The sequence below is a fragment of the Arthrobacter sp. SX1312 genome, from assembly GCF_002929295.1.
Lineage (GTDB): Bacteria > Actinomycetota > Actinomycetes > Actinomycetales > Micrococcaceae > Arthrobacter_D.
This window is the reverse complement of sequence record NZ_PJIM01000002.1, coordinates 117,193-144,090: the sequence shown is the minus strand read 5'-3', so window position 1 is coordinate 144,090 and position 26,898 is coordinate 117,193. Positions and strand designations below refer to the sequence as shown.

General features: G+C 72.1%; 21 protein-coding genes. 9 read left to right on the top strand and 12 right to left on the bottom strand.

Going from position 1 to position 26,898, the window contains the following annotated elements; translation table 11 throughout:
- The coding region (locus CXQ92_RS18105) for an SGNH/GDSL hydrolase family protein (protein WP_258069813.1) at window positions 1-942 on the top strand (942 nt) is incomplete at its 5' end.
- Between the two features lie 57 nt (window positions 943-999).
- Here CXQ92_RS18105 and CXQ92_RS08030 read toward each other — a convergent pair.
- Complete coding sequence (locus tag CXQ92_RS08030) at window positions 1,000-1,713, bottom strand: VOC family protein (RefSeq protein WP_104167056.1); 714 nt, start codon at window positions 1,711-1,713, stop codon at window positions 1,000-1,002.
- Between the two features lie 92 nt (window positions 1,714-1,805).
- Between CXQ92_RS08030 and CXQ92_RS08025 the strand changes: the two genes are divergently transcribed.
- Window positions 1,806-2,408 carry a YdeI family protein gene (locus CXQ92_RS08025; RefSeq protein WP_104167054.1) on the top strand — a complete coding sequence of 201 codons (603 nt, stop codon included), beginning with the start codon at window positions 1,806-1,808 and terminating at the stop codon, window positions 2,406-2,408.
- Between the two features lie 6 nt (window positions 2,409-2,414).
- Here the strand turns inward: CXQ92_RS08025 and CXQ92_RS08020 are convergent, their stop codons facing one another.
- Window positions 2,415-3,647, bottom strand: coding sequence for a trans-acting enoyl reductase family protein (locus CXQ92_RS08020; RefSeq protein WP_104167052.1), 1,233 nt, complete (start codon window positions 3,645-3,647; stop codon window positions 2,415-2,417).
- 12 nt (window positions 3,648-3,659) lie between these two features.
- A complete protein-coding gene (locus CXQ92_RS08015) occupies window positions 3,660-4,685 on the bottom strand; it encodes a glycoside hydrolase family 76 protein (RefSeq protein ID WP_104167050.1) in 1,026 nt (341 codons plus the stop codon).
- A 145-nt stretch (window positions 4,686-4,830) separates the two neighbouring features.
- Here CXQ92_RS08015 and CXQ92_RS08010 point away from each other — a divergent pair, with 145 nt between their 5' ends.
- The 3 genes from CXQ92_RS08010 (at window position 4,831) to murJ (ending at window position 8,465) form a co-directional block, all read left to right on the top strand.
- Window positions 4,831-5,616 (top strand): SDR family NAD(P)-dependent oxidoreductase, encoded by a 786-nt coding sequence (locus CXQ92_RS08010; protein WP_104167048.1) that lies wholly within the window; start codon window positions 4,831-4,833, stop codon window positions 5,614-5,616.
- A 42-nt stretch (window positions 5,617-5,658) separates the two neighbouring features.
- Window positions 5,659-6,819, top strand: a complete 1,161-nt coding sequence (locus tag CXQ92_RS08005) for an acyl-CoA dehydrogenase family protein (protein WP_104168149.1) — start codon at window positions 5,659-5,661, stop codon at window positions 6,817-6,819.
- Window positions 6,820-6,947: 128 nt separating this feature from the next.
- On the top strand, window positions 6,948-8,465 hold the full coding sequence (gene murJ, locus CXQ92_RS08000; protein ID WP_258069812.1) for a murein biosynthesis integral membrane protein MurJ: 1,518 nt from the start codon (window positions 6,948-6,950) through the stop codon (window positions 8,463-8,465).
- Between the two features lie 16 nt (window positions 8,466-8,481).
- Here murJ and CXQ92_RS07995 read toward each other — a convergent pair whose 3' ends face one another.
- On the bottom strand, window positions 8,482-9,672 hold the full coding sequence (locus CXQ92_RS07995; protein ID WP_104167044.1) for a hypothetical protein: 1,191 nt from the start codon (window positions 9,670-9,672) through the stop codon (window positions 8,482-8,484).
- A gap of 223 nt (window positions 9,673-9,895) precedes the next feature.
- Between CXQ92_RS07995 and CXQ92_RS18625 the strand changes: the two genes are divergently transcribed.
- The 3 genes from CXQ92_RS18625 (at window position 9,896) to ppc (ending at window position 13,634) form a co-directional block, all read left to right on the top strand.
- Window positions 9,896-10,282: a YidH family protein gene (locus CXQ92_RS18625; RefSeq protein WP_258069912.1), complete on the top strand. Its 387-nt coding sequence runs from the start codon at window positions 9,896-9,898 to the stop codon at window positions 10,280-10,282.
- Window positions 10,283-10,284: 2 nt separating this feature from the next.
- Window positions 10,285-10,638 carry a DUF202 domain-containing protein gene (locus CXQ92_RS07985; protein WP_104167040.1) on the top strand — a complete coding sequence of 118 codons (354 nt, stop codon included), beginning with the start codon at window positions 10,285-10,287 and terminating at the stop codon, window positions 10,636-10,638.
- A gap of 158 nt (window positions 10,639-10,796) precedes the next feature.
- On the top strand, window positions 10,797-13,634 hold the full coding sequence (gene ppc / locus CXQ92_RS07980) for a phosphoenolpyruvate carboxylase (protein WP_258069911.1): 2,838 nt from the start codon (window positions 10,797-10,799) through the stop codon (window positions 13,632-13,634).
- A 38-nt stretch (window positions 13,635-13,672) separates the two neighbouring features.
- Here the strand turns inward: ppc and CXQ92_RS07975 are convergent, their stop codons facing one another.
- The 7 genes from CXQ92_RS07975 to CXQ92_RS07945 form a co-directional block, all read right to left on the bottom strand.
- Window positions 13,673-15,145 carry a TspO/MBR family protein gene (locus CXQ92_RS07975; protein ID WP_104167038.1) on the bottom strand — a complete coding sequence of 491 codons (1,473 nt, stop codon included), beginning with the start codon at window positions 15,143-15,145 and terminating at the stop codon, window positions 13,673-13,675.
- Window positions 15,108-15,743, bottom strand: a complete 636-nt coding sequence (locus CXQ92_RS07970; RefSeq protein ID WP_258069811.1) for a DedA family protein — start codon at window positions 15,741-15,743, stop codon at window positions 15,108-15,110. The genes CXQ92_RS07975 and CXQ92_RS07970 overlap by 38 nt, the downstream gene beginning before the upstream one ends.
- Window positions 15,744-15,896: 153 nt before the next feature.
- A complete protein-coding gene (locus CXQ92_RS07965) occupies window positions 15,897-16,805 on the bottom strand; it encodes an RluA family pseudouridine synthase (RefSeq protein WP_104168146.1) in 909 nt (302 codons plus the stop codon).
- A 39-nt stretch (window positions 16,806-16,844) separates the two neighbouring features.
- The gene (locus CXQ92_RS07960; RefSeq protein ID WP_104167036.1) at window positions 16,845-17,663 is read right to left on the bottom strand and encodes an Fpg/Nei family DNA glycosylase; all 819 of its coding nucleotides are present in this window, start codon (window positions 17,661-17,663) and stop codon (window positions 16,845-16,847) included.
- A complete protein-coding gene (locus CXQ92_RS07955; RefSeq protein WP_104167034.1) occupies window positions 17,656-22,668 on the bottom strand; it encodes a DEAD/DEAH box helicase in 5,013 nt (1,670 codons plus the stop codon). Before CXQ92_RS07955 ends, CXQ92_RS07960 begins: the two co-directional genes overlap by 8 nt.
- Window positions 22,669-22,727: 59 nt before the next feature.
- Entirely contained in the window at window positions 22,728-23,474 is a 747-nt protein-coding gene (locus CXQ92_RS07950; RefSeq protein ID WP_104167032.1) for a DUF4232 domain-containing protein, read from the bottom strand.
- 75 nt (window positions 23,475-23,549) lie between these two features.
- On the bottom strand, window positions 23,550-24,005 hold the full coding sequence (locus tag CXQ92_RS07945) for a 23S rRNA (pseudouridine(1915)-N(3))-methyltransferase RlmH (RefSeq protein WP_181033594.1): 456 nt from the start codon (window positions 24,003-24,005) through the stop codon (window positions 23,550-23,552).
- A 77-nt stretch (window positions 24,006-24,082) separates the two neighbouring features.
- Here CXQ92_RS07945 and CXQ92_RS07940 point away from each other — a divergent pair, with 77 nt between their 5' ends.
- Entirely contained in the window at window positions 24,083-24,850 is a 768-nt protein-coding gene (locus CXQ92_RS07940) for a type 1 glutamine amidotransferase domain-containing protein (RefSeq protein WP_104167028.1), read from the top strand.
- A 58-nt stretch (window positions 24,851-24,908) separates the two neighbouring features.
- Here CXQ92_RS07940 and CXQ92_RS07935 read toward each other — a convergent pair whose 3' ends face one another.
- Window positions 24,909-26,891: a serine/threonine-protein kinase gene (locus tag CXQ92_RS07935; protein ID WP_104167026.1), complete on the bottom strand. Its 1,983-nt coding sequence runs from the start codon at window positions 26,889-26,891 to the stop codon at window positions 24,909-24,911.
- Window positions 26,892-26,898 lie beyond the last annotated feature (7 nt).

Below are 26,898 nucleotides of genomic sequence, written 5' to 3'. Positions count from 1 at the left end.
TTCTGGTCCCGCGGCCAGGTCTTCGCCACCACCAACGGTGGCATCCAGACCTACTACGAGCAGAAGGGCGGCGCCCAATCCTTCCTCGGCCTGCCGACCGGCAACAAGACCGCCTGGCAGGGTGGGTACTACCAACGCTTCCAGGGGGGCATGATCGTGTGGGGCCCGACAACCGGTGCGAGGAGCATCGACACCGGGCACTTCACCACGCTGGAGAGCAACTTCGGCAGGTACGGCTGGCCGACGAGCGATACCTGGAAGGACGAGGCAGGGACCTACACCCAGTTCCAGAAAGGCATCATCACGACGGGCGCGCCGGCAGTCGCCCCGCCAGCCGCGCCCCCGGGGTCCTCCGTCTACCCCTTCACCTCCGTCGAGGCCACCGCGACGTCGGTGGTGCTCTACGGCGATTCACAGCTCGACGGTGACTCCTGGAGCGAGCAGGGTGCCCGCGCCATGGGCTTCTCCGATCAGGCCTCGCACCTCGCCTTCGGGGGGATGGGCTATTCGACCGCCAGTGTCGGGGCCGGTGGAACCGGCTGGACCGCGGTCCGGAACGGCTTGATGCCGTTCCCTGGCGGCACCCCGGGCCTGGTGCTGGTCTCCATGGGCGGCAACGACGCGACATCGTGGAAGTCGGACGCACAGGTCATCGCCGACAGCACGGCCCTCTGGGCCAAGTTGAAGCTGATGTACCCGAACAGCAGGATCGTGATCAACGGAGTCATGTCCCGCAGCGATGATTCGCACGTCCAGCGCCGTCACATCGACGAGGTGCTGGCGCTGAACGCCGCGCAGCACGGCGTCACCTTCATCTCGGTCGCGGGCCTCGCCAGCGCAGCCAACGCCGAGTACCTGGACGATGTGCACTTGTCGCAGGACGGGCACAATGCGGTCGCCACGCTGTACACCGCGCAGCTCGGGGCCGCACTCGGGCGGTAGGCGGGCTCACCGCGGCGGACGTGACCCCTCGTTCGTGATGCGCCGCGGGGCGCCCGGTCAGTGCACCGTGCGGCCGGATGAATCCCGCTGCCACTCGGTGATCCGGACCTCCGCACCCCAGGGGGCGCGGACGCGCAGCGACCGTCCGTCCGCACCCTCGACGACGACGGCCTCGGGGCCACCCGCGGCGAGGCCGGCGAGGATCCCCCGCACATCGCCGTCGTACTCGAAGGCCAGGTCGACAGCGGTGCGCGGCCCGGCGCTCACGGCGACGAGGCCTCCGTTCTTCGCCCGGAAGTCGTGCCAGGTGCCGGCATCGGAGCTGGTCCTGGGCTTCCCCCCGATGTCTCCCAGCACCTTCGCGGCCGGTCCGACGTCGGGCGTGTGCCAGAGCGCGAGGACCGCCAGTGGCGACGGCGGCGCACCCGTCTCGCGCGGCCCGACGCCGGCGAGGAAGGACAGCCCGTCCGGCGCGGTGACGCGGGCGGCGAGGCCGTGGCCCTCGTCGGAGAGCCCGACGGCGGTGCCCGCCTCCGCGGTCCGGCGCGCGAACTCCCGTACGTCGGAGACGTCGAAGGCGAGGGTCACGGTGCCGTCCTCCTCACTGCCCGGCGTGCAGGCGTGGAGGGCCACGCGGCCGCTCCCGGCGTCGAACACGGCGCAGGAGGCAGTCGGCACGGGGTGCTGCGCCGGAGCGAGACCGAGTGTCCGCAGGAAGCTGGCCGCACCGGGAAGGTCCGGCGTATGGACGAGGGGGCGGACGCGGAGCATCGGTCCTCCTTCGGGTCGGGGTGAGGTCCGGGTCCGTCCAGCATGCCAGCACCCCGGTTCCGCAATGACCGAAGTCGTCCTAGGGTGATCGCATGAAGGCCGAACTGCCCGAGCTCCTCCTGCCCGACGCCCCCGCATGGCGGGCCTGGCTGGAGGAGAACCACGCCTCCTCGCCCGGGGTCTGGCTCATCGAGCACAAGAAGGGCGGGACGACGACCCGGCTCACCTACGCGCAGGCGCTCGACGAGGCGCTGTGCTTCGGGTGGATCGACGGGCAGGCGAAGTCCCGGGACGAGCACAGCTACTTCCAGCGCTTCACGCCGCGCGGTCCGCGGAGCATCTGGTCCGTCCGCAACCAGGGTCACATCGAGCGGCTCCGCGCCGAGGGCCGCATGCGGGAGGCGGGCGAGCGGGCGGTGGCGGCCGCGCAGGCCGACGGCCGGTGGGAGCGGGCCTACTCGGGACCGGCGAACGCCGAGATGCCGCCCGAACTCCTCGCCGCGATCGAGGCCGACGACGCCGCGCTCGCCACCTTCCGCACCCTGTCCTCGCAGAACCGCTACGCCATGATCTTCCGGCTGTCCCAGTTGAAGACGGACGCGGCGAAGGAACGCAACATCACGAAGTTCGTCGCCATGCTGGCGCGCGGGGAGACGCTCTACCCGCAGGGGAAGGGCTCGACGGCCGGCGACTGACGCCGGTCAGGCCAGCCTGGCCACCTCGTAGGTGTGGCCGGCTGCACGGAGCCGCTGCACGAGCACATCGCCGAGCGCGGTGGCCGGCGTCAGTGATCCGCTCACCCGGGGGAGCCGGTCGCCGTCCAGTGCCAGGGCCAGCGCCGTCTCACCCGCCATGACGGCGGTGGCGGCGTAGCCCGGATCGCCGGGACCGGCAGCGACCGCCCGGTACCGGTGACCGCCCTCGGTGAGGGCGGTCACCTGGGAGCGGAACCACCCCTTGCGCCGTGTGCCGGCACTCGGGCCCGTCCCCGGGGCCGGCAGCACGCGGTCGAGCAGGCGGCGGGTCACCGGGAACGTCATCGCACCGGCGAACACGCCGAGTCCGAGCGCCGTCGCTCCGGCGATAACCGCCCCCGCCGGGCCGCGGGCCACGCCCATCACCTCGCCGTACCGCAGGGAGCGGCCGTAGGCCCAGTCCTGCAGGGCGTTGCTGCGGCGCACGATCCGGGTGTTCGCGGCGGCCATGATGAAGGGCGCGGTCCAGAGGCCGTCGCCGGAGCGGCTCACCGGACCGGCGTCCGCCGGCTGCGGCGTCGCGGGCTCCCGCACGCGGTCCGGGCTGAGGGCATAGGGGTCGGCGATGAGGGACCGCAGCGCGGCGCTCGACCGCATCCCGTCGACTTGCACGCGCATCGAGTCGAGGGTGCCTCCGCTGATGCCGCCCTTGGCCGTCGCGACGAGCTGGACCTCGGTCAGGGCGCCGGCGCCGTCGGCCTCTGCCGCCTGGTGGAGCAGCAGTACCGCCAGATCGGACGGCACGGAGTCGTAGCCGCACGAGTGCACGATCCGGGCGCCGCTCGACCGGGCCAGGGCGTCGCAGCGGTCGATCGCCTCCCGGACGAAGGAGACCTCGCCCGTCAGGTCGCCGTAGTGGGTGCCCGCCCGCGCGCAGGCCTCGACGACCGGCAGCCCGTACTTCGCGTAGGGGCCGACGGTGGTGAAGAGCACCCGGGTGCGCTCGGCCAGGGCGGTGATCGAGCCCGTGTCCCCTGAGTCCGCTTCGATGAGGGGCCATGCGTGCGCCGCGGCCGGCAGCCGCGAGCGGACCGCTTCGAGCCTGGCCGTCGACCGGCCCGCGAGCCCGATCCGCAGGCCGGCCGGGGCGTGCGTCGCGAGGTAGGCGGCGATCAGCTCGCCGACGAAACCGGTCGCTCCGTAGATGACGAGGTCGTGGTCGCGGGGTGGGTTCTCCATGCGAGCAGTCTGTCACCCGGGGTGATGGGCCTTCCTCTCCTGTGCGCGGCTCGTGCTCGCTGCCTCGAGGATCATCCAGGCCTGGAGCTGGGAGGACAGGCTGACCGGTCCGTCCTGCCGCGGCGGGAAGACGAGCATCCCGGAAGCGTCCGTGCGGCGGCCGGACCAGACATGCTCCGCCGTCGCGGCGAGCACGGTCCGGGCCTCCGTGGCCGGCGCCGCGCCGATCTCCGCCGCGGCGGCCTGTGCGAGGTAGCGCGCCAGGATCCCGGTGAACAGACCGGCGTCGCCCGTGCCCGCCAGCGGCAGCACGCCGTCGCCGTCGGCGACCTCCCTGGCCACCGCTGCGGCGAGGTCCGCCGCGTGCCGCAGCCCGGCCGGTCCGCCGACGGCGACCAGCGCGCCGAGCACCGTGCCCTGGTTGTACGTGTGCAGCGAGCGCTCCACCCGGCCGTCGGCCTTGACGCCGTCGAGGTAGAGGCCGCTCGTGGCGTCGAACAGGCGATCCCTCAGCCAGTCGAGCAGCTCCTGCGCCCGCCCGGTCTCTCCTGCCCGTGCGAAGAAGAGGGCCGCGGGGGCCGTGCTCGGCGTGTTCTTGTAGTCGCGCGTGGTGTTCCAGTAGACGCCGCCGCCGAGGTCCGGGGTGTGCGCCGAACGGAGCGCGTCACCCAGCACCCGCACGCCGCGCCGCGGACGGCTCCGTCCGTCCAGCGCGTCCAGGCGCTGCAGGGCGAGCGCGAGCCAGGCCATGTCGTCGTAGTAGGCGTTGCGCCACCGGCCGCCGTTCCTCAGCCAGATGCCGCGGGCCAGCTTCCGGGCCTCGAGCAGCGCGCCCGACCCGGCATCGCGCTGGTGCTCGTCCAGCAGGCAGTCGAGGTAGTGCGCCTGCCACCAGTAGTGCCAGTGGCTCCGGGGACTGGTCGGTGCCGGGAAGGCGACCGCCGCGAGGCGCGTCCCCGGCACCCGCAGGCTCCGCCGGGCGAACAGGTGCCGGACGCTTCGGGCAGCGGCGGCGGCCGCGTGGTCGGGAATGGGCATGTGACCACCCTAGTCATGCCGGAGTACTGCCGGATTGGGCAGGATGCGCAGCAGATCCTCCGCCAGGTGCGCAGTGGGCCACGTCACAGTACGCTGGGCGCGTGGATGGACCAACGGCGGTCCATCGAATGCGGAAGGACCAGGCATGGACATCAGGGGAGCAGTGGCCCTCGTCACCGGTGGCGCCTCCGGGCTCGGGCTCGCCACGGCCCGCCGGCTGGTCGACGACGGCGCGGCGGTGGTCCTCGTGGATCTGCCGCAGTCCGCCGGCGCCGACGCTGCCGCGGAGCTGGACCCGAGCGGCGAGCGCGTGCGCTTCGTCGCCGCCGACGTCGCCGATCCCGCCCAGGTCCAGGCCGCCGTGGACGCCGCCGCAGGCCTCGGCCCGCTGCGGATCGTGGTCAACTGCGCCGGGATCGCCACACCCGGCAAGGTCCTCGGGCGCGACGGCGTCCTGCCGCTCGAACAGTTCACCCGGGTCATCACCGTCAACCTCGTGGGCACCTTCAACGTCGTCCGGCTCGCCGCCGAAGCCATGGCCGCCACCCCCACCGTCCGGGGCCTCGGGGGCTCGGACGAGCGCGGCGTCATCATCAACACCGCGTCCGTCGCGGCGTTCGACGGCCAGATCGGACAGCCGGCCTACGCCGCGTCGAAGGGCGGGGTCGCGGCGATGACGCTGCCCCTCGCGCGTGAACTCGCGCGGTCCCTGATCCGCGTGGTCACCATCGCCCCCGGGATCTTCGAGACGCCCATGATGGCCGGGTTGCCGCAGGAGGCCCAGGATTCCCTCGGCGCCCAGGTACCGCACCCGTCCCGGCTCGGCAAGCCCGTCGAGTACGCGGCGCTCGCGGCACACATCGTCGGGAACCAGATGCTCAACGGTGAGACGATCCGCCTCGACGGTGCCATCCGCATGGCGCCGAGATAGCGCCGCTCCCGGTCTCAGCTCGATCGAAAGGACGGCTCGATGATGAGCCAGCTGCCCACCGCCGATTTCCTCGGCTTCGAATCCTTCCTCCCCGCCCGCGAGCGCTCGAAACTGCAGGACGTCCGGGACTTCCTGGACAAGGAGGTCTCGCCGCGCGCCGTCGACTGGTGGAACCGGGCCGAGTTCCCGCACGAGCTCCTGCCGAAGCTCGCGGACCTGCAGCTCAGCACGCCGGTGCAGCAGGGCTACAGCCATCTGTTCAGCGGCCTCGTGATCGCGGAGATGACCCGCGCGGACACCTCGATCGCGACGTTCTTCATGGTCCACCACGACCTCTTCGTCGAGGCCCTGCACCTGTTCGGCAGCGCGGAGCAGAAGGCGCGGCTCCTGCAGGACGCCATGGACCTGACGATCACGGGGGCGTTCGCGCTCACCGAGCCGCTGCACGGCTCCGACGTCGCCGGCGGCATGGCGACCACCGCCACGCGCGACGGCGACACCTGGGTGCTCAACGGTGCCAAGCGGTGGATCGGCAACGGGACGTTCTGCGACTACATGCTCCTGTGGGCGCGGGATACGGAGACGGGGGGCGTGCGGGGCTTCATCCTCGACGCGACGCTGCCCGGGGTGACGCGCACCGTCATCGCGAACAAGACCGCGCTCCGGACGGTCCAGAACGCGGACATCACGCTGACCGACGTGCGCGTCGACGAGGCCGACCGTTTCGCCGGCATCGCGTCCTTCGACGACACGCGGCAGCTCCTGCTGGGGTCCCGGATCCTCGTCGGCTGGCAGGCCGTCGGCCAGCAACTGGCCGCGTTCGACGTCGCCCGGCAGTACGCCGTGGAGCGGCACCAGTTCGGCCGGCCGATCGCGGGTTTCCAGCTCGTCCAGGACCAGCTCGTCACGATGATGGGCAACACGACGGCGAGCCTCGGGGTCATGACCCGCATCGCCCAGCTGCAGGAGCAGGGCGCGTCCGACATGCCGCAGGCCGCCTTCGCCAAGTCCTTCACGACGGCCCGGATGCGCGAGACGGTGGCACTCGGGCGGGGAATCCTCGGCGGGAACGGGATCGTGACGGACTTCTCCATGGCGAAGATCTTCGCCGACGCGGAGGCCGTCTACACCTACGAGGGGTCCTACGAGATCAACAGCCTGATCGTGGGCAGGGCGCTGACGGGCATCTCCGCTTTCGCCTGACCCGCAGCCGACTCCGTGCCCGCACCTGATCGATGGCGGGGTCGGGGATCGCCCGTTTCGCCCTCCAGACGGCCGTCATGCTTGAATGATCGAGGTTCTGGCTGGGCATGACATCGGGAGGCGGTCGGGTGAGCGTCTCGCGTGCCGCCGTCGTGGTGACCGCCCTGACGGCCGTCTCCACGGTCTTCGGTTTCGTGCGCGACGTCGTCATCGCCGCGGTCTACGGCGCGGGGCCGTCCCTCGACGCCTACCTGGTGGCGCAGGGACTCATGAACGTCGTGCTGGGTCTGGTGGCCTACGCCATGGCCCGCTCCGTCACCCCCGTCATCGCGCGCGAGGTCGCCGCCGAGGGTCCGCGCTGCCGCGGGCACCGCAGCTTCGACACCGCCATCACCGTGACCATGGTGGTTCTCGGGCTGGGTGCCGTCGTCGTGGGGATCCTCGCCGCCCCCGTGACGGCGGTGCTGGCGCCCGGGTTCGAGGGCGAACAGGCAGAACTCACCGTCACCCTGACCAGGATCGTGCTGCTGGCGACCGTCCTGATCGCCGGCACCGACCTCCTGGCTGCCGTCGCGCAGGCCCACGGCAGGGTGGTCTGGTCCTCGCTGCAGGGGGTGCCGTTCAACATCATCATGATCGGGGCGGCCGGACTGTTCGGCCCGCAGTACGGGATCCAGGCGCTCGCCGTCGGCTTCGTGATCGGATCCGCTGCGCGACTGGCGCTGCAGCTGCCACCCCTGCACGCACTCGGTCTGCGCGTCCGGCCCCGGTGGGAGGTGCGGCACCCGGGGTTCGTGGAGATCGCGCGGCTCATGCCGCCGCTGCTGGTGGGAAGTGCGATCGCCAACGTGAATTCGCTGGTCGACCGGGCGGTCGGATCGACCCTGGGCGACGGCGCCATCACGGCCCTGTCCTACGGCTGGCGCCTCGTCAACCTGCCGGAGACCCTGCTCATCGCCTCCCTTCTCGTGCCGCTCTATCCGGCGCTCGGGGCGGCCGCCGGCAACGTGCAGGAGGTCAGGCGCCTCGTGTCCCGCGGGCTGTCCGTCACCGTCACGATCCTGGTACCGCTGACTATCGTGCTGATGGTGGCGGCGCTGCCGCTCTCGCTCGTCGCCTACGGACGCGGGGAGTTCACGGCCGACGACGCCGGCACCACCGCCGTCGCGGTCCTCTGGTACGCACCCGCGCTCGTCGCGATGGGAGTCCGGCAGGTGATGGTCAGCACGTCCTATGCGCTCGGTGATTCACGTGCGCCGGTCCTCGTGTCGCTCGCCGCCATGGTCATCAACGTCGTCGGTGACATCCTCCTCGCACCGGTGATGGGCGTGGCCGGCATCGCACTGGCGACGACGGCCTCGCTCGTCTTCGCCGCCGTCGCGAACGCCTGGCTCCTCGCGCGCCGGCACGCGGCGGTGGAGGTCCGGCCTGCCCTCGCCCTCGTGGCGCGCGCCGCGGCGATCGGTACTGCTGCCGGCCTGGGTGGAGCAGCGGTCCTGGCGGCGACCGACGGCGCCTCCCCGCTCGTCCAGGGCACGCTGGTCGGAACCGTGATCCTCGGCGTGTACGTGGCAGGCCTGGTCCTCGCGCGTGCGCCCGAGCGGCTCGTGCCGCTCGAGATGGTGAGGGCCGCGCGCCGGCGGTGACGGCTCCGGCCGATCCTCAGGGGCGGCGGAACCGCCGGAGCGCCAGGCTCACCGAGGGGCCGATATCGCGGGGATCCCAGATGCTGTGGCGTGCGCGCGTCGACCAGAGGATGCTGTCGGCGAGATCGCGGAGGAGACCATGACGCCGTTCGATGCGGGCGCGCCGCAGGTCGCCGGTGAGCCACGAGTAGCGCTTCCCGGGTGTCGCGTCGGCGAGGGACGACGGCTCCGCGCCGATCGCGGCCAGCGCCCAGTTGTGCACCAGGCCGGGCCGCGCGGACTCGGCCAGCGCGAGCGAGCCGTAGAACCGTCCGTTGAAGTCGATCAGGTGGGGGACACCGTCGTCGCCGGTGAGGAACTGGAGTTCGACGAGGCCGTGCCAGCCGATGTCGAGGAGCATCGACTCGACCTTCCCGACCAGCACCTCGTCGACGGTGACGGTGGACGCCCGGGCCGAGGCGCCGTTGGGGGTGGGCCACAGGTGCGTCGACACCTGCTGGGTGCGGCCGAGCAGCCTGCCTCCGTGGAAGACGCCGATCAGCGCTCCGAGCGTCCCCTCGACCGGCTCCTGCAGGATCGCCTGCGCCCCGGCTGCCCGGATCCTCTCGACCTGGGGTCGTGCGGCGGCGGGGGAGCCGAACAGCTTGGCCTCGATGCGCAGCGGATGGGTCTGCTGGGGCGCCCAGTGTTCCTTGCATTTCACGACCACCGGCCCGGACCAGCCCGCAAGGGCCTCGTCCGTGGCGAGTTCCGTGTGAGGCGACGCCAACCCGGCCTTCCCGGCGAACTGAGCGAGCCTGAGCTTGTCCAGGACCGTCGCGACGACGGCGAAGTCCGGGTGCGCCACCGGGACGGGGATCTGCGACCGGTAGGCGGCGAGGGCTGCCATCCAGTCGTCCCCTCCGCCGAAGACCACGTCGAAGGCCCCTGCTTCCGCCGCTCCACGGACACCCTCGATGAAGCCGGAGCTCCCGTCACGGGGACGCGGCACGTGGAACGTGGTGTCACAGGCAGCCGACGCGCCGAGCGATCCCCCACCCTCGGGGGTTCCCACGCCGACGTACCAGCCCGCGCGCCGGAAGGCGCGGGCGGCCGCGAGTGCACCGCGATCCCGGCCCGTGGCGACGATCAGGACGCGACGTCGGGCCTGGGGTGTCGCGGGAATTCGGCCCGACCGGGTGGTCGGACCTTCCTGCGGCTGATGCATGTGGACCTCGACGGTGGGGGGCGATCGGCGGCTTCCCAGCCAACCGTACTATGGCGTGAAAAGGCAAAACGTCCCTGCGTCCAGGACCACCGGCGCAGGCGGACGGAGGTCCAACTGCACGGCAGGACACCCCGCCGCCGTCGGCCGGCCCTACCATGGGGCCGTGAGGTCATCGAGGGACGAACCGTCCGAACACGCCCCGGAGACAGCCGGCGCACCCGCGATCGAAGGCGCCTCGCCCCCCGGCCGCCGGGGCTGGTCCGCGCGGATTCTCGGCGGCGGGACCGAGCCGGACCCCCGGTTCACCCTCGCCAATGAGCGGACGTTCCTCGCGTGGATCCGGACGGCGCTCGCGCTCCTCGCCGGGGGCGTCGCCGTCGAGGCCTTCACCTCGGACACGTTCGCGAGCCCGGTCCGGACCGCGCTCGCCGTCGTGCTCCTGCTGCTCGCGATGGTCCTGGCCGTCGCGGCCGGCGTCCGCTGGCTCGCCGTCGAACGGGCTATGCGCCGGCAGGCCCCGCTGCCCCTGTCGATCCTCGTCCCCGTCCTCGCCGGTGGAGGCGCCCTCGTCGCCGCAGCGTTCCTCGTCGTGGTCCTGGGCAACGCCTGACCGTGCACACGCCGCAGGAGGACCCGGTCCCGAGACCACACGCCGATCCCGGGCTACAGCCCGAACGGACGACGCTGGCCTGGAACCGCACCATGCTCGCGCTGGTCGTCGCCGGCGTCCTCCTGCTCCGCTGGGTGCCCCGCTACGGCTGGTTCCCCCTCGGGCTGACCCTGCTGACCGCCGCGACGGCCCTGGCCATCACCGCCGGGCAGGCCCGTCGCTACCGGCGCAGCGCCCGCGGGATCCGCGTCGGGCGGATCGAGGCCGACGTCGTCGGCGTCCTGGGGACAACGGCCGCCGTGGCGCTGCTCGGTGCGCTGGCACTCGTCGTCGTCGTCGCCCTGCCCCTGCGCTGATCGCCGGGCATGAGGCAGGGTGCACCGGCCGGGGCCGCTTCACATGACGGACCGGGTGAGGTCGGCGCCACATCGCCGGGTAAAATCCGACCATCATCCGTCGTATCCAGTGCCGTATACGCCCGTTTTCCGTGACCTGAAAGCAGGCCGTTGTGACAGTGCCCCTCGAAGTGACAGCCCCACCCGCCGGCGACCGGCTCGGCGATGCGGGAGGAGACGTCAGTGCCGAACTCCGGGCCGACGTGCGGCGTGTCAGCACCCTGCTGGGCGAATCCCTCGTGCGGCAGCACGGGCAGGAGCTGCTGGACCTCGTGGAACGCGTCCGCCTGCTCACGAAGCAGTCCAAGGAATCGGGCAGCGTCAGCGACGCCGGTGAGCGCGCGGAGCTGGCCGGTCGCGTGCGCGAGCTGCTCGCGGACCTGCCCATCGACCAGGCGACGGACCTGGTGCGGGCCTTCGCCGCCTACTTCCACCTGGCCAACGCCGCGGAGCAGGTCCACCGCGTGCGCGGCCTGCGCGCACGGCCCGAGGAGGACGGCTGGCTCGCGCAGACCGTCTCCCGCATCGCATCCGACGCCGGTCCCGCCGCGCTCGCCGGCGTCGTCGCCTCCCTCGACGTGCGCCCCGTCTTCACGGCGCACCCCACCGAGGCGTCGCGGCGGTCGGTCCTGGACAAGCTCCGCCTCCTGTCGGACATCCTCGCCGAGGCCACGCCGGAGGGCTCCCAGCGCCGACGCCGTCAGGACCGACGGCTCGCCGAGGTCATCGACCTGATCTGGCAGACGGACGAACTGCGGCAGGTCCGGCCCACGCCGATCGACGAGGCCCGGAACGCCATCTACTATCTCGGCGGAATCCTCACCACGTCCATGCCCGAACTGCTCGAGGATCTCTCCGACCTCCTCGCCGAGCACGGCGTGGCGCTGCCCGCCGAGGGGGCCCCGCTCCGGTTCGGCTCGTGGATCGGCGGCGACCGTGACGGCAATCCGAACGTCACCGCGGCCGTGACCCGCGAGATCCTGCAGATCCAGAACCAGCAGGCCGTCCGCATCGCGATCCATTTCATCGACCGGCTCATCTCCTCGCTCTCGTCCTCGACCGCGATCGTCGCGGCGTCCGAGGAGCTGACGGCATCCATCCAGCGCGACCTGGCGAACCTCCCCCGGCTGGACAAGCGGATCCTCGAGCTCAACGCCCAGGAGCCCTACCGGCTCAAGCTGACCTGCGTGAAGGCCAAGCTCCTCAACACCGCCGCGCGGGTGCAGAACCATTCGGCGCACGAGCCCGGCCGGGACTACAACGACACCGCACAGGTGCTGGCGGATCTCGAGCTCGTCGGGGACTCCCTCCGGGAGCACGCGGCGGGCCTCGCCGCGGACGGCGCCCTGGCCACCGCGTCGCGCGTCATCTCGTCCTTCGGGCTGCACCTCGCGACCCTCGACATCCGCGAACACGCCGACATGCACCACGACGTGATCGCCCAGCTGACCGACCGGCTCGGCGAGCTGGAGGTCCCCTACCTCGAGCTGTCCCGGGCCGACCGCCTCCGCACGCTGTCGGACGAACTGGCCTCCCGGCGTCCGCTGGCGACGGCGAACCCTCCCCTCGACGACGCCGCACGCCGCACGTTCGACGTCTTCCGCGAGATCGCCTCCGCACTCGAGACCTACGGCCCCGACGTCATCGAGACCTACATCGTCTCCATGACGCGCGGCGCGGATGACGTGCTCGCCCCGGTGGTGCTGGCCCGCGAGGCCGGACTGGTCGACGTCGTCGGGAACGGCTCCGGGGGCGCCGACTCCGGCGCGTTCGCGAAGATCGGCTTCGCGCCGCTCCTGGAGACGGTCGACGAGTTGCGGGTCTCCGCCCGGATCGTGGACACGCTCCTGTCCGATCCCACGTACCGGGAGGTGGTGCGCCTGCGCGGTGACGTGCAGGAGGTGATGCTCGGTTATTCGGACTCCAACAAGGAATCGGGCGTGCTCACGAGCCTCTGGGAGATCCACAAGACGCAGCGGCTCCTCCGTGACGTCGCCGCGAAGCACGGGGTGGGGCTTCGCCTGTTCCACGGCCGCGGCGGTTCCGTGGGCCGGGGTGGCGGACCGACGTACGACGCCATCGTCGCCCAGCCCAACGGTGTCCTCGAGGGCGAGATCAAGTTCACCGAGCAGGGCGAGGTCATCAGTGACAAGTACTCGCTGCCCGCCCTCGCCCGGGAGAACCTCGAGCTGTCCCTGGCCGCGGTCATGCAGGGTTCCGCACTGCACCGCACGCCCCGCTCGTCGGACGACGAGCGGGATCGCTGGGCGGAGGTGATGGAGACGGTGTCGGACGCCGCGTTCGCCCGCTACCGCTCGCTGATCGACCACGAGGACCTTCCGGCGTACTTCCTCGCCTCCACGCCCGTGGAGCAGCTCGGCTCGCTCAACATCGGTTCGCGTCCCGCCAAGCGGCCGGATTCGGGCAGCGGCCTCGGTGGGCTCCGCGCCATCCCGTGGGTCTTCGGCTGGACGCAGTCCCGGCAGATCGTCCCCGGCTGGTTCGGCGTCGGCTCCGGACTGCGCGCTGCGCGGGAGGCAGGCCATGAGGGACTGCTCGCGGAGATGCTGGAGCGCTGGCACTTCTTCCGCACCGTGGTGTCGAACGTGGAGATGACCCTCGCGAAGACGGACCTGGAGATCGCCGCGCACTACGTCGAGGCCCTCGTGCCGGACGACCTGCAGCACCTGTTCGGGGTCATCCGGGAGGAGTACGAACTCACGCTCGCCGAGATCAGGCAGCTGACGGGCGAACGCGAACTGCTCGACAACCAGCCGGTCCTCAAGCGCTCCCTCGCGGTGCGCGACCAGTACCTCGACCCGATCTCCTACCTCCAGGTGGAACTGCTGCGCCGTGTGCGGTCCGAGGCCGACGGCGGGCAGCCCGACGGGCCGCTCCAGCGCGCGATGCTGATCACCATCAACGGCGTCGCCGCGGGGATGCGCAACACGGGCTGAGCCCGGCGCTGGGCTCAGCCCCGCGCCCGCCCACCCGGCTAGTAGCGCGAGTCCTCGTAGTCGCCGCCCCCCAGGTGGACGGGCTCGCGCCGGGCGTCCTGCTGCGCCCGCAGCCAGTGCCGATACTCGTGGTCCACCCGGTGGCGGCGCGAGCCTGCCGTGATGAGCAGCAGGAAGATCGCCAGGACGGCGAAGAACGCCAGGTTCATCGCGAACGGCTCGCCCAGCACCCGTTCGACGGCGATCCACAGCAGCCCCCACGAGGTCGCCACGGCCACGGCAAGGCGTCCGCGGTCCGTCGAGCAGATGATGGCGGCCGTCACGAGGACGGCCGTGATCCCGAGGATGGACCACGCGACACCGGACCAGCCGAAGAGGTCCGCGCCCGTCGCCGTGAGGAACGCCGCCCAGTTCGCGGCCGCCGCCAGGAGCACCCAGCCCAGGTAGAGACCGATCGGCGTATCCACGAGCGCACCCTCGAGCCGCGTCTCGTTGGGGTGGTCGTTCATGGTCCGGACGGCGGACAGGAGTGCGAAGAAGAGCAGCATGATGACCACGAGGCTCAAGGTCAGCAGGCCGGCCTGTGCGCTCAGGATCCATGCGAGGTTGAGGAGCATGGAGGCCGCCACGGTCCAGCCGAGGCCCCGCTGGCGGTCTGTCCTCCGCTGCGACGGCAGCCACTGGAACACCGTGTACGCCACCAGGCCCACGTAGATCACGCTCCAGATGGAGAAGGCCGCCGACGACGGCGCCAGCAGCGTCGCGTCCGGGGCGAACAGGCCGCCGGCGGCGTCCCGGATCGACGGGCCGCCGAAGGCGCCGACACCCGCCGCCGACCCGAGGATGCAGGCGAGGGCGCATACCGTCACGACCACCTGCCGGACGACGTCCCGGTCCCAGGAGGAGACCTGGCGGGCCGTCGCGCGGCTGCCGTGGTGGATGGCCCGGCCGGTCACTCCGGCCGCTTCCCTCGCGCGAACGGCCGCTGCCCTCGCCCGGACGGCCGCTGCCCTCGCCCGGACGGCCGCGACCCGGAGCCGCTCGGCGGCAGCCGCGCCGCCGTCATCGCTGCCCTGGCGGCTGGGGATCTCCTTGCTGCCCTCGGCCCCGGTGGGCGCATCGAGGGTGCGGGTGACGCCGCTGCCCGCAGGTCCGCTGTCCGTGGTTCTGGCGGGCGCATCGAGGGTGCGGGTGCCGCCGCTGGGGTCGTTCCTGCTGCCGGCGGCACCCGGGCCGCGCGAGGTATCGGCCCGGTCGTGGCCGTCCGCGCGTGAGGCGCCGTACCCCACGCCGCCGGACCTTCCTGCGCTCGCCGCCGTGGTCGCAACGGCCGGGCGGTCGGGCCCGTCGTGGTCGGCAGCACCGGCACCCCGTGGCTGCGCGGCCTTGAGGCGTTCGAGGACACCCGTCGACTCGGAGGAGCGCGGGGCGGCGGGAGCTTCCTGTGCGACGGTCGGAGGCCTGACCGGCTTGTCAGGGAGCCTCGGACCCGGGTTCTTCGGGGTGCTCATGCGCGTTCTTGGCCTTCCGGTGTCTCTTCAGGGCGATGATTGCTGCCGTGATGGCTCCCACCAGCGTACCGACCACCATTCCGAGCAGCGCGCCCATCCAGGCGGGCAGCCCGGTCGAAGCGCCTGCGACGAAGCCGAGGCCGACCAGCCACGCCGTCCACAGCGCCCCTCCGGTGCCCGCCGCGAGCATGAAGGGGCGGAGGGGCAGTTCGGCGATGCCTGCTGCGGAGACGCTCGCGGTGCGCCCGCCGGGCAGGAAGCGCACGGCGACGACGGCGGCGTAGGTGGGCGACGAGCCCGCCTTCGCGATGGCCTCACGCAGCCCCCGGTGGACCCGGCGCCCCCAGCGGAAGCGGTCGAGGACATGCGTGAGCCGGCGCCGGAACAGGAGGAACAGGGCCACATCCCCGAGCCAGCTGCCGGCCCATGCGACGAGGCCCGCGACGGGCAGCAGGAGCATGCCGTCGGCGGCCATGGTGCCGGCGCCGATCACGAGCAGTTCGGAGGGCACGACGGGGAGCACCACATCGGCGACGACGACGGCGAACATGACGAGGAGGTAGAGCGGGTCGGGGATGTCCGTTCCGGGCAGGTCCACTCCGCAAATGTACCGTCCGGACCCGGATCAGCGCCGGGCCCCGGGAGGAAACCGGTCCGGGCCAGGGGACGAACACGGTCGAGAAAACGGTCCAGCACCCGGTGGAGAACCCGTGGAGAACCCGGTCGGGAGTCGGTACGGATCAGGGCAGGGTCAGGCGAAGCAGGCCAGGGTGAGGCCGGACTCGAAGCTCCGCTCGGTGCCGTCCACCGGGTCCGTGAACGCGATGCTGTGGGCGAGGAGCTGCAGCGGCCGGGTGTAGTCGTCGGGCGCCTGCGGGTGCAGCACCGGGTAGAACGGGTCGTTGACGATGCCGAGCCCGAGGGACGCCATGTGCAGCCGGAGCTGGTGGGTCTTCCCGGTGTGCGGCTGCAGCCGGTACAGGCCGCGGTCCCCGCGCTGATCCAGCAGGCTCACCGTGGTGTGGGTGTTCGCCGGTCCCTCGACCTCCTGGGCCAGCAGGTAGGTCCGGGACTTCACGATCCTGCTGCGCACGTCCTGCGGCTCGTCGTCGAGCCGCAGCTCCGGCCGGACGGGCGCCACGGCCCGGTACTCCTTGCTGATGCGCCTGTTCTCGAAGAGCAGCTGGTAGGCGCCGCGGGTGTCCGGATCGACGGAGAACATGAGGATGCCGGCCGTCATACGGTCCAGCCGGTGCATGGCGATCAGGTCCGGGATGCCGAGTTCCACGCGCAGCCGCACGAGGGCGGACTCCGCCACGTACATGCCGCCCGGCGTGGTCGGCAGGAAGTGCGGCTTGTCGACGACGAGCAGGTGATCGTCCTGATGCAGGATGGAGAGCTCCACGGGCAGCCGCTCCTCGACCGGCAGCTCACGGTAGTACCAGACGAAGGTGTGCTCACCGAGCGGTGTGGACCGTGTCAGGACCTCGCCGCCCAGCGCGACGACCTCGCCGCGGTCGAAGCGCTCGCCGATGCCCTCGGGATCCACGTGGTCGAAACGGTCGAGGATGTAGTCGAGGGCGGTCTCCCACGGACCCTCCACCGGCAGGCGGAGCCGTGTCGCGTTCACGCCGTTGCGTACGGGCAGGGGTGATCTCATCGCCATCAGCGCATCACCCGTCCGAATCCGTCCACCTGGTCAGGGTAATGCCGCGCCGGCAGGGGCATCCAATCGCGGCTGGCAGTGCGGACAGTAGTAGAGCTCGCGCAGTTCGGTCTCCTTGTCCCCGAGCTGTTCGAGCGCGACGGGCGTGCCGCAGCGCAGGCAGCCCCGTCGGGACCGCCCGTACACCCAGAGCGTGTTGCCGCGGAGCTGTCCTGTCGTCGCCCGGGTGCTGCGCTCCTTGTTCGCCTCGAGGAGCTTCTTGGACAGCTCGACCATGCGCGGCAGGTTCGGCACCTCGCCCACCGGGGTGAGCGGATGGACGCCGGCGAGGAAGCACAGCTCGCACCGGTAGACGTTGCCGATGCCCGCGAGGTTCCGCTGGTCGAGCAGGGCGAGGCCGATGGGCCGCTCCGGCTGCTCCCTCAGCCGCCGCAACGCCTCCTCCGCATCCCAGTCGGGGCCGAGCAGGTCGGGTCCCAGGTATCCGACGGCGTCGTCCTCCTCGGCGCGGGGGATCACCCGCAGGAAGCCGAGTTCGAAACCGACCACGACGGCGTCCTCGGTCTCCAGGATGCAGCGCGCCTTGAACGCCGGCCTCCGCCACTTCTCCCCGCGGGCGTAGACGTGCCAGAGGCCTTCCATCTTGAGGTGCGAGTGGATGTCCCAGCCGTCGTCGCCCCCGCCCCGGATCAGCAGGTGCTTCCCGCGGGACACCGCCTCCTGCACGGTGTCACCCGTGAAGTCCACGGTGGCGAAGCGGGGCACGCGGATGTCGCAGCGTGTCAATGTCTTCCCGGCGAGGGCGCGGTGCAGTTCGCGGGCGGCGCGCCACACGGTATCCCCCTCAGGCACGGATCCTCAGTCCCCTCGGTGTCGTGTAGAAGCCGGCGTCGGCGAGCGCTCGCCCGATGTCCGTGTCCAGGATCTCGCCGCCGTTGACCTTCTCGAGGGCCATCTTGTCCGCGGCCCCCCGGCGGATGATGGTGACCAGCGCCAGCGAAGCCGCCCGCAGGACGTCGACGTCCTCGGTGAAAGCCAGCAGCGTCTTGCCGCCCCGCTCCACGTACAGTGCGAGCGCTCCGTCCACGAGCACGACGAGCGCCCCGGCCTTCCGCCCGGCGCGGTGACCGCCGTCGGCCTGCGGCCAGCTCAGCGCCGCGCCGTAGGGGTTGGCCGGGTCCGTGGCCGCGAGGGCCACCGCCTTCAGGGGTGGAGCCTCCCCGCCGAGGACGTCCTGGGCGGTGGGCAGTTGGTTGTCGGCGCTGAAGGAGCGCAGGCGGTCCACCGTGGCGGGCACGGCGAACTGCGCGGCGCCGAGGTGCTCGATGAAGTAGCCGCGCCGGCACCGTCCCATCTCCTCGAGCCGCGCCAGCACCTTGTACATGAGGCCGAACCCTCCGGGGATGCCCTCGTTGCCGACGGCCCCGCGCGTGACGACGCCGTAGCGGTCGAGGAGCAGTTCGGCCTGCGCGTGGGCGTGCAGGGTCGTCTCCGCCTCGACCGCGGGCAGCATGTTCCAGCGGCCGGCGGCCAGGGGAGGGGTGGCCCGCTGGTAGCCGCCGGTAGCGGCGTCGTCGCCCGCGACGCTCAGGCGCATCGAGGCCCCGGTCAACGACTTGCCGGGGGCACGGCCCAGCCGCCCGGCCCGCGAGGTCCGCGCGCGAGCCGGGACCGGCCGTTGCTTGTGGGCCGTCTTGCCGTTCGCGAGGAGGGCGCGCACCGGGGAGAACGTGTCGTTGCTGATCCTGCCCGCCCACACCAGGTCCCACAGCGCGGTGACGACGGCGGTGTCCGACGTCGCCTCCTGCACGTCGAGCTGGTTGGTGAGCTGCCGCAGGAAGTACCCACCGCCGCCGGCGAGGAGCTCGAGCAGCCCGGTGTGGAGGGCCGTCGGCTCGAAGGTGGGGTCGGCGCGGAGGGTCAGGGGGGCGTTCTCGGCCAGGTGCAGGGCGATCCAGCCGTCGTTGCCGGCCAGTGACCCGGCGCCGGACCACAGCACCTCGCCGGTGGCCGTCAGCTCGTCGAGCATGGCAGGCGCGTAGTTCGCCACGCGCTGGGCGAGGATCAGCGGCTCCCACGCCGAGGCGGGGATGGGGACGCCGGAGAGCTGGTCGATGACGGTGACCACGCCGTCCAGGCCGCGCAGGCCGGAGCCGATGTGCTGCCAGGCGGGCAGGAACCGCCCGTAGGCGGCGGGGTCCACCGGCTCGACCTCCTGGCGGAGGGCGGCCAGCGACCGGCGGCGCAGGCGCCGGAGGACCTCGGCGTCGCACCACTCGCTGGCGGCCGGCGCGTGCACGGTGATGGTGCCGGGCTCGGCGCCGGACGCCGCCGAGATGTCGAGCACGGGCACCGACTCGGCGGGGCGGAACTCGCCCTCGACCACGCGGCCGGCGCCGGCGAGGCGCTGCAGCGATCCGGCGACGACGGCGACGCCGAGGCCCAGGCGGGATGCCGCTTCGGCGGCCGTGAAGGGACCGTGCGTCCGCGCGTAGCGCCCCACGAGGTCCCCGAGCGGATCGTCGACGGGCTCGATGAAGGCCAGGGGGATGCCCATGGGCAGGGGGACACCGAGGGCGTCCCGCAGGCGGGCGGCATCCTCGACGGCCGAGATGCGCTCCACGCCGCCGATGTGGACGGTCAGTGCGCGGTTGGCCTTCACGAGGGCGGCCACGTGCCCGCGGACCACGTCCGGTGAGGCCCTCACGGGATTCGGGGTGGCAGGAACGTCCGCGGCGAGCAGCTCCTCGTCCGAGGGATCCTCGGACGGGGACGCAACGGACGGGGACGCCTCGTCGTCCGCGCCGTCGCCGACAGCCCGGAGGGTCGCGTTTGACGGCGGGGCGCTGTCGACGAGGGCGGAGGCGGCGGCCTGCTCGTCGGCGGGTGCCGCGAGGCGCTCGGCGATCTCCTCGACGGTCAGGGGTCCGAGCAGGCGCAGCAGGTCGGCGACGCCCTCGAGCCCCCGGGCGAGGCGGTCCTGCTTGAGGCGCTGCAGCTCGAGTTCCGTGTCGGCGATGACCCGGGCATCGAGCAACTCCCGCAGTTCGGCCCGGCCGAGCAGCTCGTTGAGGAGGGTCGGGTCGAGCGAGAGCGCGGCGGCCCGGCGCTCGGCCAGCGGGGAGTCGCCCTCGTACAGGAAGGACGCCACGTAGCCGAACAGCATGGAGCGCGCGAACGGGGAGGGCTGCTGCGTGGTGACCTCGACGATCCGCAGTTCCCGGCGTTCGAGCGAGGCCGCGAGATCCTTCAGGGCGGGGAGGTCGTAGACGTCCTGCAGGACCTCGCGCACGGTCTCGAGGACGATCGGGAACGTCGGGTACTTCTTGGCGACGTCGAGCAGCTGCGCCGACCGCTGCCGCTGCTGCCACAGCGGGGTCCGCTTGCTCGGATTCTGGCGGGGCAGCAGCAGGGCGCGGGCCGCGCACTCGCGGAAACGGGACGCGAAGAGCGCGGACCCGCCCACCTCGGCCGTCACGATGCCGTCGAGCTCCTCGGCGTCGAACAGGAACAGGTCGGCGCCGGGCGGCTCGTCGTCCATGAGCGGGACGCGCAGCACGATGCCGTCGTCCGAGGCCATCGCCGATCCGTCCATGCCGTAGCGCTGCTCGAGCCGTGCGCCCACGGCGAGCGCCCAGGGTGCGTGCACGGGCATGCCGAAGGGGCTGTGCAGGACCACGCGCCAGTCGCCGAGCTCGTCGTGGAACCGTTCGACCACGAGCGTCCTGTCGTTCGGCACCACTTCGGTGGCCTCGCGCTGCTCGCTGAGATAGGTGATGAGGTTCCCCGACGCCCAGGTGTCGAGCCCGATCCTCTCGCACCGCTCCTGCGCCTTCTCCGGTGTGGCGCCGGACATCTCGCGTCGGAAGGCGCCGAGGGCACGCCCCAGTTCGACGGGCCGACCGAGGGAGTCGCCCTTCCAGAACGGGAGCTTGCCGGGCTGGCCGAAGGCGGGGGAGACCAGCACGCGGTCGTGTGTGATCTCCTCGATGCGCCAGCTCGTGGCGCCGAGGGCGAAGACGTCGCCCACGCGTGACTCGTAGACCATCTCCTCGTCCAGCTCGCCCACGCGGCGGCCGCCGGCGCGCGGGCCCTCGCCCTCCGAGCCGACGAGGAACACGCCGAACAGCCCGCGGTCGGGGATGGTGCCGCCCGAGGTGACGGCAAGGCGCTGCGCTCCGGGCCGTCCGGTGATGGTGCCCTCCACGCGGTCCCAGATGATGCGCGGGCGCAGTTCGGCGAACTCGTCGGACGGGTAGCGTCCGGCGAGCAGGTCGAGGGTCGCGTCGAAGGCGGAGCGGGGCAGGGTGGCGAACGGCGCGGAGGTCCTGACGACGTCGAACCACTCCTCGACGTCGATGGTGCCGAGCGCCGCGGCCGCGACGGTCTGCTGCGCGAGGATGTCGAGCGGGTTGGTGGGGATGTAGAGGGGTTCGATCTGCCCGGCGAGCATGCGCTCCACCGTGACGGTGGTGTTGATGAGGTCTCCGCGGTGCTTGGGGAAGAGCACGCCCTGCGACACCTCGCCCACCTGGTGGCCCGCGCGTCCCACGCGCTGCAGGCCGCTCGCCACGGAGTGTGGCGACTCGACCTGCACCACGAGGTCCACGGCGCCCATGTCGATGCCGAGCTCCAGTGAACTGGTGGCGACCACGCAGCGGAGTCGTCCCGATTTGAGGTCGTCCTCGATCAGGGCGCGCTGGTCCTTGGAGACCGATCCGTGGTGGGCGCGGGCGAGGAGCGCCTCGGCGCCGGTGGTCTGCCCCGCCTGGGCCATCATCTGCGCCGGCGTCGTGGTGGTGTGCGCGAACGAGGGGGCGGGTGCGGGCTCGACGGCGGTCGGGTCACCGCCCGCCGCCCATACGGCGTCGCGCTCGCGGCGTTCCGCGTGGATCTCGTTGAGCCGCGCGGTGAGGCGCTCGGCGAGGCGGCGTGAGTTGGCGAAGACGATCGTGGACCGGTTCTGCTCGATCAGGTCGACGATCTTCTCCTCGACGTGCGGCCAGATGCTCGCCTGGGGCACGGCGTCGCCGTCGTCCTCGGTGTTCGCCGCCGCACCGCCGAGCTCCGTCATGTCCTCCACCGGCACGGTGACGGTCAGGTCCCACTGCTTCTTCGACGGAGGGGCGACGATCTCCACGGGGGCGTTGCCCGAGAGGAAGCGGGCCACCGTCTCCTTCGGCTCCACCGTGGCGGAGAGCCCGATGCGCTGCACGGGCTTCTCGAGCAGGGCGTCGAGGCGGGCCAGCGACACCGCCAGGTGTGCGCCCCGCTTGGTACCCGCGACGGCATGGACCTCGTCGATGATGACGGTGTCCACCTCCAGGAGCGTCTCGCGTGCCTTCGAGGTCAGCATGAGGAACAGGGACTCGGGCGTGGTGATGAGGATGTCCGGCGGCCGCGTCAGCATGGCCCGGCGTTCGGCCTGCGGGGTGTCGCCCGAGCGGACGCCGACGGTGATGCTGGGCGCGGGCAGGCCGAGGCGCTTCGCCGTCTGCGTGATGCCGATCAGCGGGGCCCGCAGGTTCCGCTCGACGTCGACGCCGAGCGCCTTCAGGGGCGAGATGTAGAGGACGCGCGTGCTGCGCTTCGGCTTCGCCGGGGCCTTCCGGCCCTTGGCGGGGGTCGCTGACTCGGGTTCGACGTCGCCGCTGCCCTCGCCGGAGGCGATCAGCCGGTCCAGCGCCCAGAGGAACGCGGCGAGGGTCTTGCCCGAGCCGGTGGGTGCGACGACGAGCGCGTTCGAGCCCGCGGAGATGGCGGACCAGGCGCCCTCCTGGGCGGGAGTGGGTTCGGAGAAGGCTCCCGCGAACCACTCATGGGTTGCGGGGGTGAACCTCGTCAGTACCTGCGTCACTCCCTCATCATGCCCCAGCGCACCGACACTCGGTCAGGACGCCGACCTGCAGGAAAGGACTAGGCAGCGGGCTGCAGGGGACTGATCGTCATCAGCACGATCGATGCGGCCGAACAGGCCGGAAGCGCCTGGGGCAGGACGAGCGAGTCGGTGGCGCCGGGCGGGTAGACGCGAAGGCCGGTCGCGGGCGTGAGGCCGCAGTCCGCGCCGTAGTTCTGGGCGTTGGTCTGCCTCAGGGTGGCCGTGGCTGAGCCGCCCGGGGCGAGGAGCACCGGCGCAGAAGCCGTCCCGTCCCGATCCGCGGGGGCGCCGATCTGGTTGCCCGAACCGTCGACGGAGGAGACTCCCGGGTACCCCGCGACCGTGCACCCCTGATCCGAGGCGTTGGTCAGCACGAGTGTGCGGTACACGCTCCCGGCGGCACCGCCGCCCGCCTGGTCCTGGACGGACCCCGTCAGCTGGGCGGCAGTGCAGGTGCCTGCCACGGCCGGCGTGGACGCCTCGGGTGACGGCGACGCGCTCGGCGCGGGGACAGCAGCGTCCGCGGGGGCGGTCGTGGGTGCGGTGGACGGCGAGGCCGTGGCCGACGGTTCCGGCGCTGGTGTCGTGGCTGGCGCCGTCGACTCCGAGGACGGTTCCGTGGACGGTGATCCGGACGGCGTCGGTGCTTCGGTCGCGGTCTCGGACGTCGATGCCGCCGGTTCTCCGGCCCCCGGATCCGACGCCGCGCAGCCGCTCACGGCGACGAGTGCTCCAGCAGCCGCAATGGCCGCGATCCAACGCTTGCTCCCCAGCAGTGTAGTCATGGGCTCACCCTACGGCCGCGGCCCCCGACGCCACAGAGGTCCGACACGTCGTACCGAGATCGTTACCTCGGCGGCTTATTCGTGATGGTACGAGCGCCCGCCCGCGATCTCCTGCGCCCGGTACACCTGCTCGGCGAGGATGAGTCGTACGAGCTGGTGCGGGAAGACCAGGGGAGACAGGGACCAGGTGAAATCGGCCCGCTGGTGCACCTGCTGGTCCACGCCGTATGCGCCTCCGATGATCACCGTGACGCTGCGTGAGGCCTCGAGCGGTTTCAGCAGGGTCCGGGAGAGGGCAGGCGAGTCGATGGCCCTGCCGCGTTCGTCGAGGAGGATCACGTAGTCGGTCCCGAGCCTGGCGAGGAGCCGCTCCGATTCCTCCTTGCGCGCTGCATCGTGTTCCCGTGCCGAATGGGCGATGAGCTGCCAGGAGAGATCGAAGGGCTTCTTCAGCCGCCTGGAGTACCGCTCGATTCCCTCGGACACCCAGCTCTCATGCTTGCGGCCCACTGCGAGCACCCGGATTGCCATTCGTTCAGGTTATCGCCCGGGTGACGCCTTGCGAGAACCAGCCCCGTAGGGTGGAAAGCGGACGAAAGGAGCACTACATGAAGAAAATTCTCATGGTTCTGACCAGCGTTTCCGAGCTCGGCGACACGGGGGAGAAGACCGGCTACAACGTGGCCGAGGCCGCGCACCCCTGGAAGGTGTTCAAGGATTCCGGGCACTTCGTGGACTTCGCCTCGATCCAGGGCGGCCAGCCACCGCGCGACGAGGTGGACACGAAGGACCCCATCCAGGTGGCCTTCACCGAGGACGAGACCACGCGGGCGGGCCTCTACAACACGGCCCGTGTCGACGTCGTCGATCCCGGCCAGTACGACGCCGTCTACCTGGTGGGCGGCCACGGCACCATGTGGGACTTCCCGCACAGCGACGGCCTGCGGAAGCTCGTCGCCGGCATCTACAACGCGGGGGGCCTGGTGGGTGCGGTCTGCCACGGACCAGCGGGCCTGCTGGACGTCGAACTGGACAACGGTCTCCGCCTGGTCGAGGGCCGGAGGGTGGCTGCCTTCACCAATGACGAAGAGGTCGCTGTGGGGAAGGACAAGGTCATCCCGTTCTTCCTGGCGGACCGGCTCGAGGAGCAGGGCGCCACCCACGTCTCCGCCGATGCCTTCGAGGAGAAGGTCGTCGTCGACGAGCGACTGGTGACCGGGCAGAACCCGGCGTCGGCCGCGGGCGTGGCCAAGGAGATGGAGAAGCTCCTGGCCGAGGTCATCCACCAGGAGAAGGCCGAGGAGCAGCACGAGACGGAGGCGCTCCGCGCCGAGAAGGACGCGCTCAAGGCCGCTGCGGCGGAGGACGAGAGCTGACCCGGCCACCTCACCCGGAGCCGGCCGGCTCCGGGTGAGGTACGAACCCCTGCTGCCGTCACCTGGCAGCGTCCTCCCGAGACGTGATGTCGAAGGCGGGCGACTGCAGCTCGGTGAAGTTCCCGACGCTGGCGCGCACGGTGCACTCGGGCGTGATCTGCAGGGCCGTGACGGTGAGCCCAGAACTGTCGACGGCGAGTGCACCGCCGCAGCCGTCGGCGAACCGCATCCCCTGCTCGCCGCCGGTGACGGCGGTGAGCATCTGTGACGGCTTGCCGGCTGCCGGACTGACGTAGAGCGGGTTCAGCTCGTCCGGGCCCCCGGCCCACACCGGGATGAGGGTGATTCTCAGGGGGCTCGGCGTCACCACCCGCGCCGGGGTGCGGACCTCCACGCCCGTCAGGCGCTGGACGGGGTAGGCGGTGCCTGTGACGGTCGGGTCCTGCGTCGCGGCCGACGTCGCTTCGGAGCCGCCGCGCACCCACGCGTCGAGTGCCTGCTGGTCGGCAGGTTGCGCCGGCACCGAGGCGGTCACCTGGACGGACCCGCCCGCCGGGACCTGCAGGTCCGACAGCGTCCAGCCGCAGGCCACGTCGAGCCCGGTGATCGAGGCCTGGTTGCGCTTCACGGAGGCACCCTCCCAGGTGACGGCGGGGCACGCCTCACCCTCCGCCATCGCGGGGACCACCTCGAGGAACTCCCCGGACAGCGGCGCCTTCTGGGCCGCGTAGGTGAGCGTCAGACGGACCCGCCCGGAGGAGGGCTCGTAGGCGGCAGCCCGCGAGATCGTCAGCCCCGTGGGCAACGCGGTGTCCTGCGTCTGGGCGGTCAGTGGATCGCCGGAGCCGCCCGAGGCGGCCTGCTGCTCTCCAGGGCTGAGGACCACGAACCCGACGACCATCCCCACGAGGAGGAGCACCGCGGTCCCCGCGAGGAGGAGGGCCGTGCGCGTGCGCCAGAACGGGGGCGCCTCCTCGGGCTCGGGCCGGGCCTCGGCCGGGGGCCGCACGTCGCGGCGCGGCATGGGGCGGGCGATGGTCGCGCTGCCCGCGTCCCCGAGGCTCGGGACCTCCGTGTCCTCGTGCGCGGGCGGGGCGGACGCCAGGGCGGCGAGGTCCGCGTCCGTGAAGGCGCCCCGGACCACCGTGGCGGGGCGGTCGACGTCGTCGAAGTCCGCCGGGGCCTCCCCGCGCGTGAGGGGCGCGCTGGAGGCGAGGCGGGCCGCGAGACGCCGGAGCGTCGCTACCGCCTCGGGGGCGGTGGGCCGCTCCGCGGGGTCCTTGGACAGCAGCCCGGCCAGGACGTCCCAGAGGGCGTCGTCCACGGGGATCCTCGGCGGGCGTGAGGAGACATGGCGGTACGCGACGCTGAAATCCGTGCCCGGGCCGGCGAAGGGGGTGCGCCCGGCGAGGAGCTCGTAGAGCAGGACCCCCGTGGAATAGATGTCGCCCGGAGGGCCTGAGCGGCCCTGACTGATGAGCTCGGGCGGCATGTACTGCGGGGTGCCGATGAGGCCGGTCGTCTGGCGGACCCTCTCGCCCACGACGTCGGAGATGCCGAAGTCGGAGACCCGTACGTCGCCCGGGGTCCACTCGGGCCAGGGCTGGGCGAGGAGCACGTTGTCCGGTTTGATGTCGCGGTGCGTCACGCCCCGCGCGTGGGCGAACGCCAGCGCGTCGAGTACCTCGGCGGTGACCTCCAGCGCGTCTGCGGGCCGCAGCGTACCGGCCTCCCGCACCACGTCCCGCAGCGAGCCGCCCGCGACGTAGTCCATGATGATGGCCAACCGGGCGCCCTCCACCACCATGTCGCGCACCGTGACGATGGAGGGGTCCTGCAGTCCGAGCAGGACGGACCGTTCACGGACGAACCGCTCCACGAGCGAGGGGTCGTCGGCGTGCTCCGGGCGCAGGACCTTCGCGGCGAGGATGCGGTCGTCGGTCGCGGTGACGGTCCATACCTCGCCGACCGCACCGGAGCCCACCCGTTCGCCGAAGCGGTAGGACGCCCCGAGTGCCTGGCCCGTCTGTGCGAGTTGCATACCGTTC

What these genes read in the sequence shown, in the direction of transcription:
- CXQ92_RS08010 (WP_104167048.1), top strand. Translation starts at nt 4,831, where the DNA reads ATGGACATCAGGGGAGCAGTGGCCCTCGTCACCGGTGGCGCCTCCGGG.
- CXQ92_RS08020 (WP_104167052.1), bottom strand. Translation starts at nt 3,647, where the DNA reads ATGGAGAACCCACCCCGCGACCACGACCTCGTCATCTACGGAGCGACC.
- CXQ92_RS07945 (WP_181033594.1), bottom strand. Translation starts at nt 24,005, where the DNA reads ATGGCAATCCGGGTGCTCGCAGTGGGCCGCAAGCATGAGAGCTGGGTG.
- CXQ92_RS07965 (WP_104168146.1), bottom strand. Translation starts at nt 16,805, where the DNA reads ATGAGATCACCCCTGCCCGTACGCAACGGCGTGAACGCGACACGGCTC.
- CXQ92_RS08015 (WP_104167050.1), bottom strand. Translation starts at nt 4,685, where the DNA reads ATGCCCATTCCCGACCACGCGGCCGCCGCCGCTGCCCGAAGCGTCCGG.
- CXQ92_RS07950 (WP_104167032.1), bottom strand. Translation starts at nt 23,474, where the DNA reads ATGACTACACTGCTGGGGAGCAAGCGTTGGATCGCGGCCATTGCGGCT.
- CXQ92_RS07995 (WP_104167044.1), bottom strand. Translation starts at nt 9,672, where the DNA reads ATGCATCAGCCGCAGGAAGGTCCGACCACCCGGTCGGGCCGAATTCCC.
- CXQ92_RS08025 (WP_104167054.1), top strand. Translation starts at nt 1,806, where the DNA reads ATGAAGGCCGAACTGCCCGAGCTCCTCCTGCCCGACGCCCCCGCATGG.
- CXQ92_RS07935 (WP_104167026.1), bottom strand. Translation starts at nt 26,891, where the DNA reads ATGCAACTCGCACAGACGGGCCAGGCACTCGGGGCGTCCTACCGCTTC.
- CXQ92_RS07940 (WP_104167028.1), top strand. Translation starts at nt 24,083, where the DNA reads ATGAAGAAAATTCTCATGGTTCTGACCAGCGTTTCCGAGCTCGGCGAC.
- CXQ92_RS08030 (WP_104167056.1), bottom strand. Translation starts at nt 1,713, where the DNA reads ATGCTCCGCGTCCGCCCCCTCGTCCATACGCCGGACCTTCCCGGTGCG.
- CXQ92_RS08005 (WP_104168149.1), top strand. Translation starts at nt 5,659, where the DNA reads ATGAGCCAGCTGCCCACCGCCGATTTCCTCGGCTTCGAATCCTTCCTC.
- CXQ92_RS07975 (WP_104167038.1), bottom strand. Translation starts at nt 15,145, where the DNA reads ATGAGCACCCCGAAGAACCCGGGTCCGAGGCTCCCTGACAAGCCGGTC.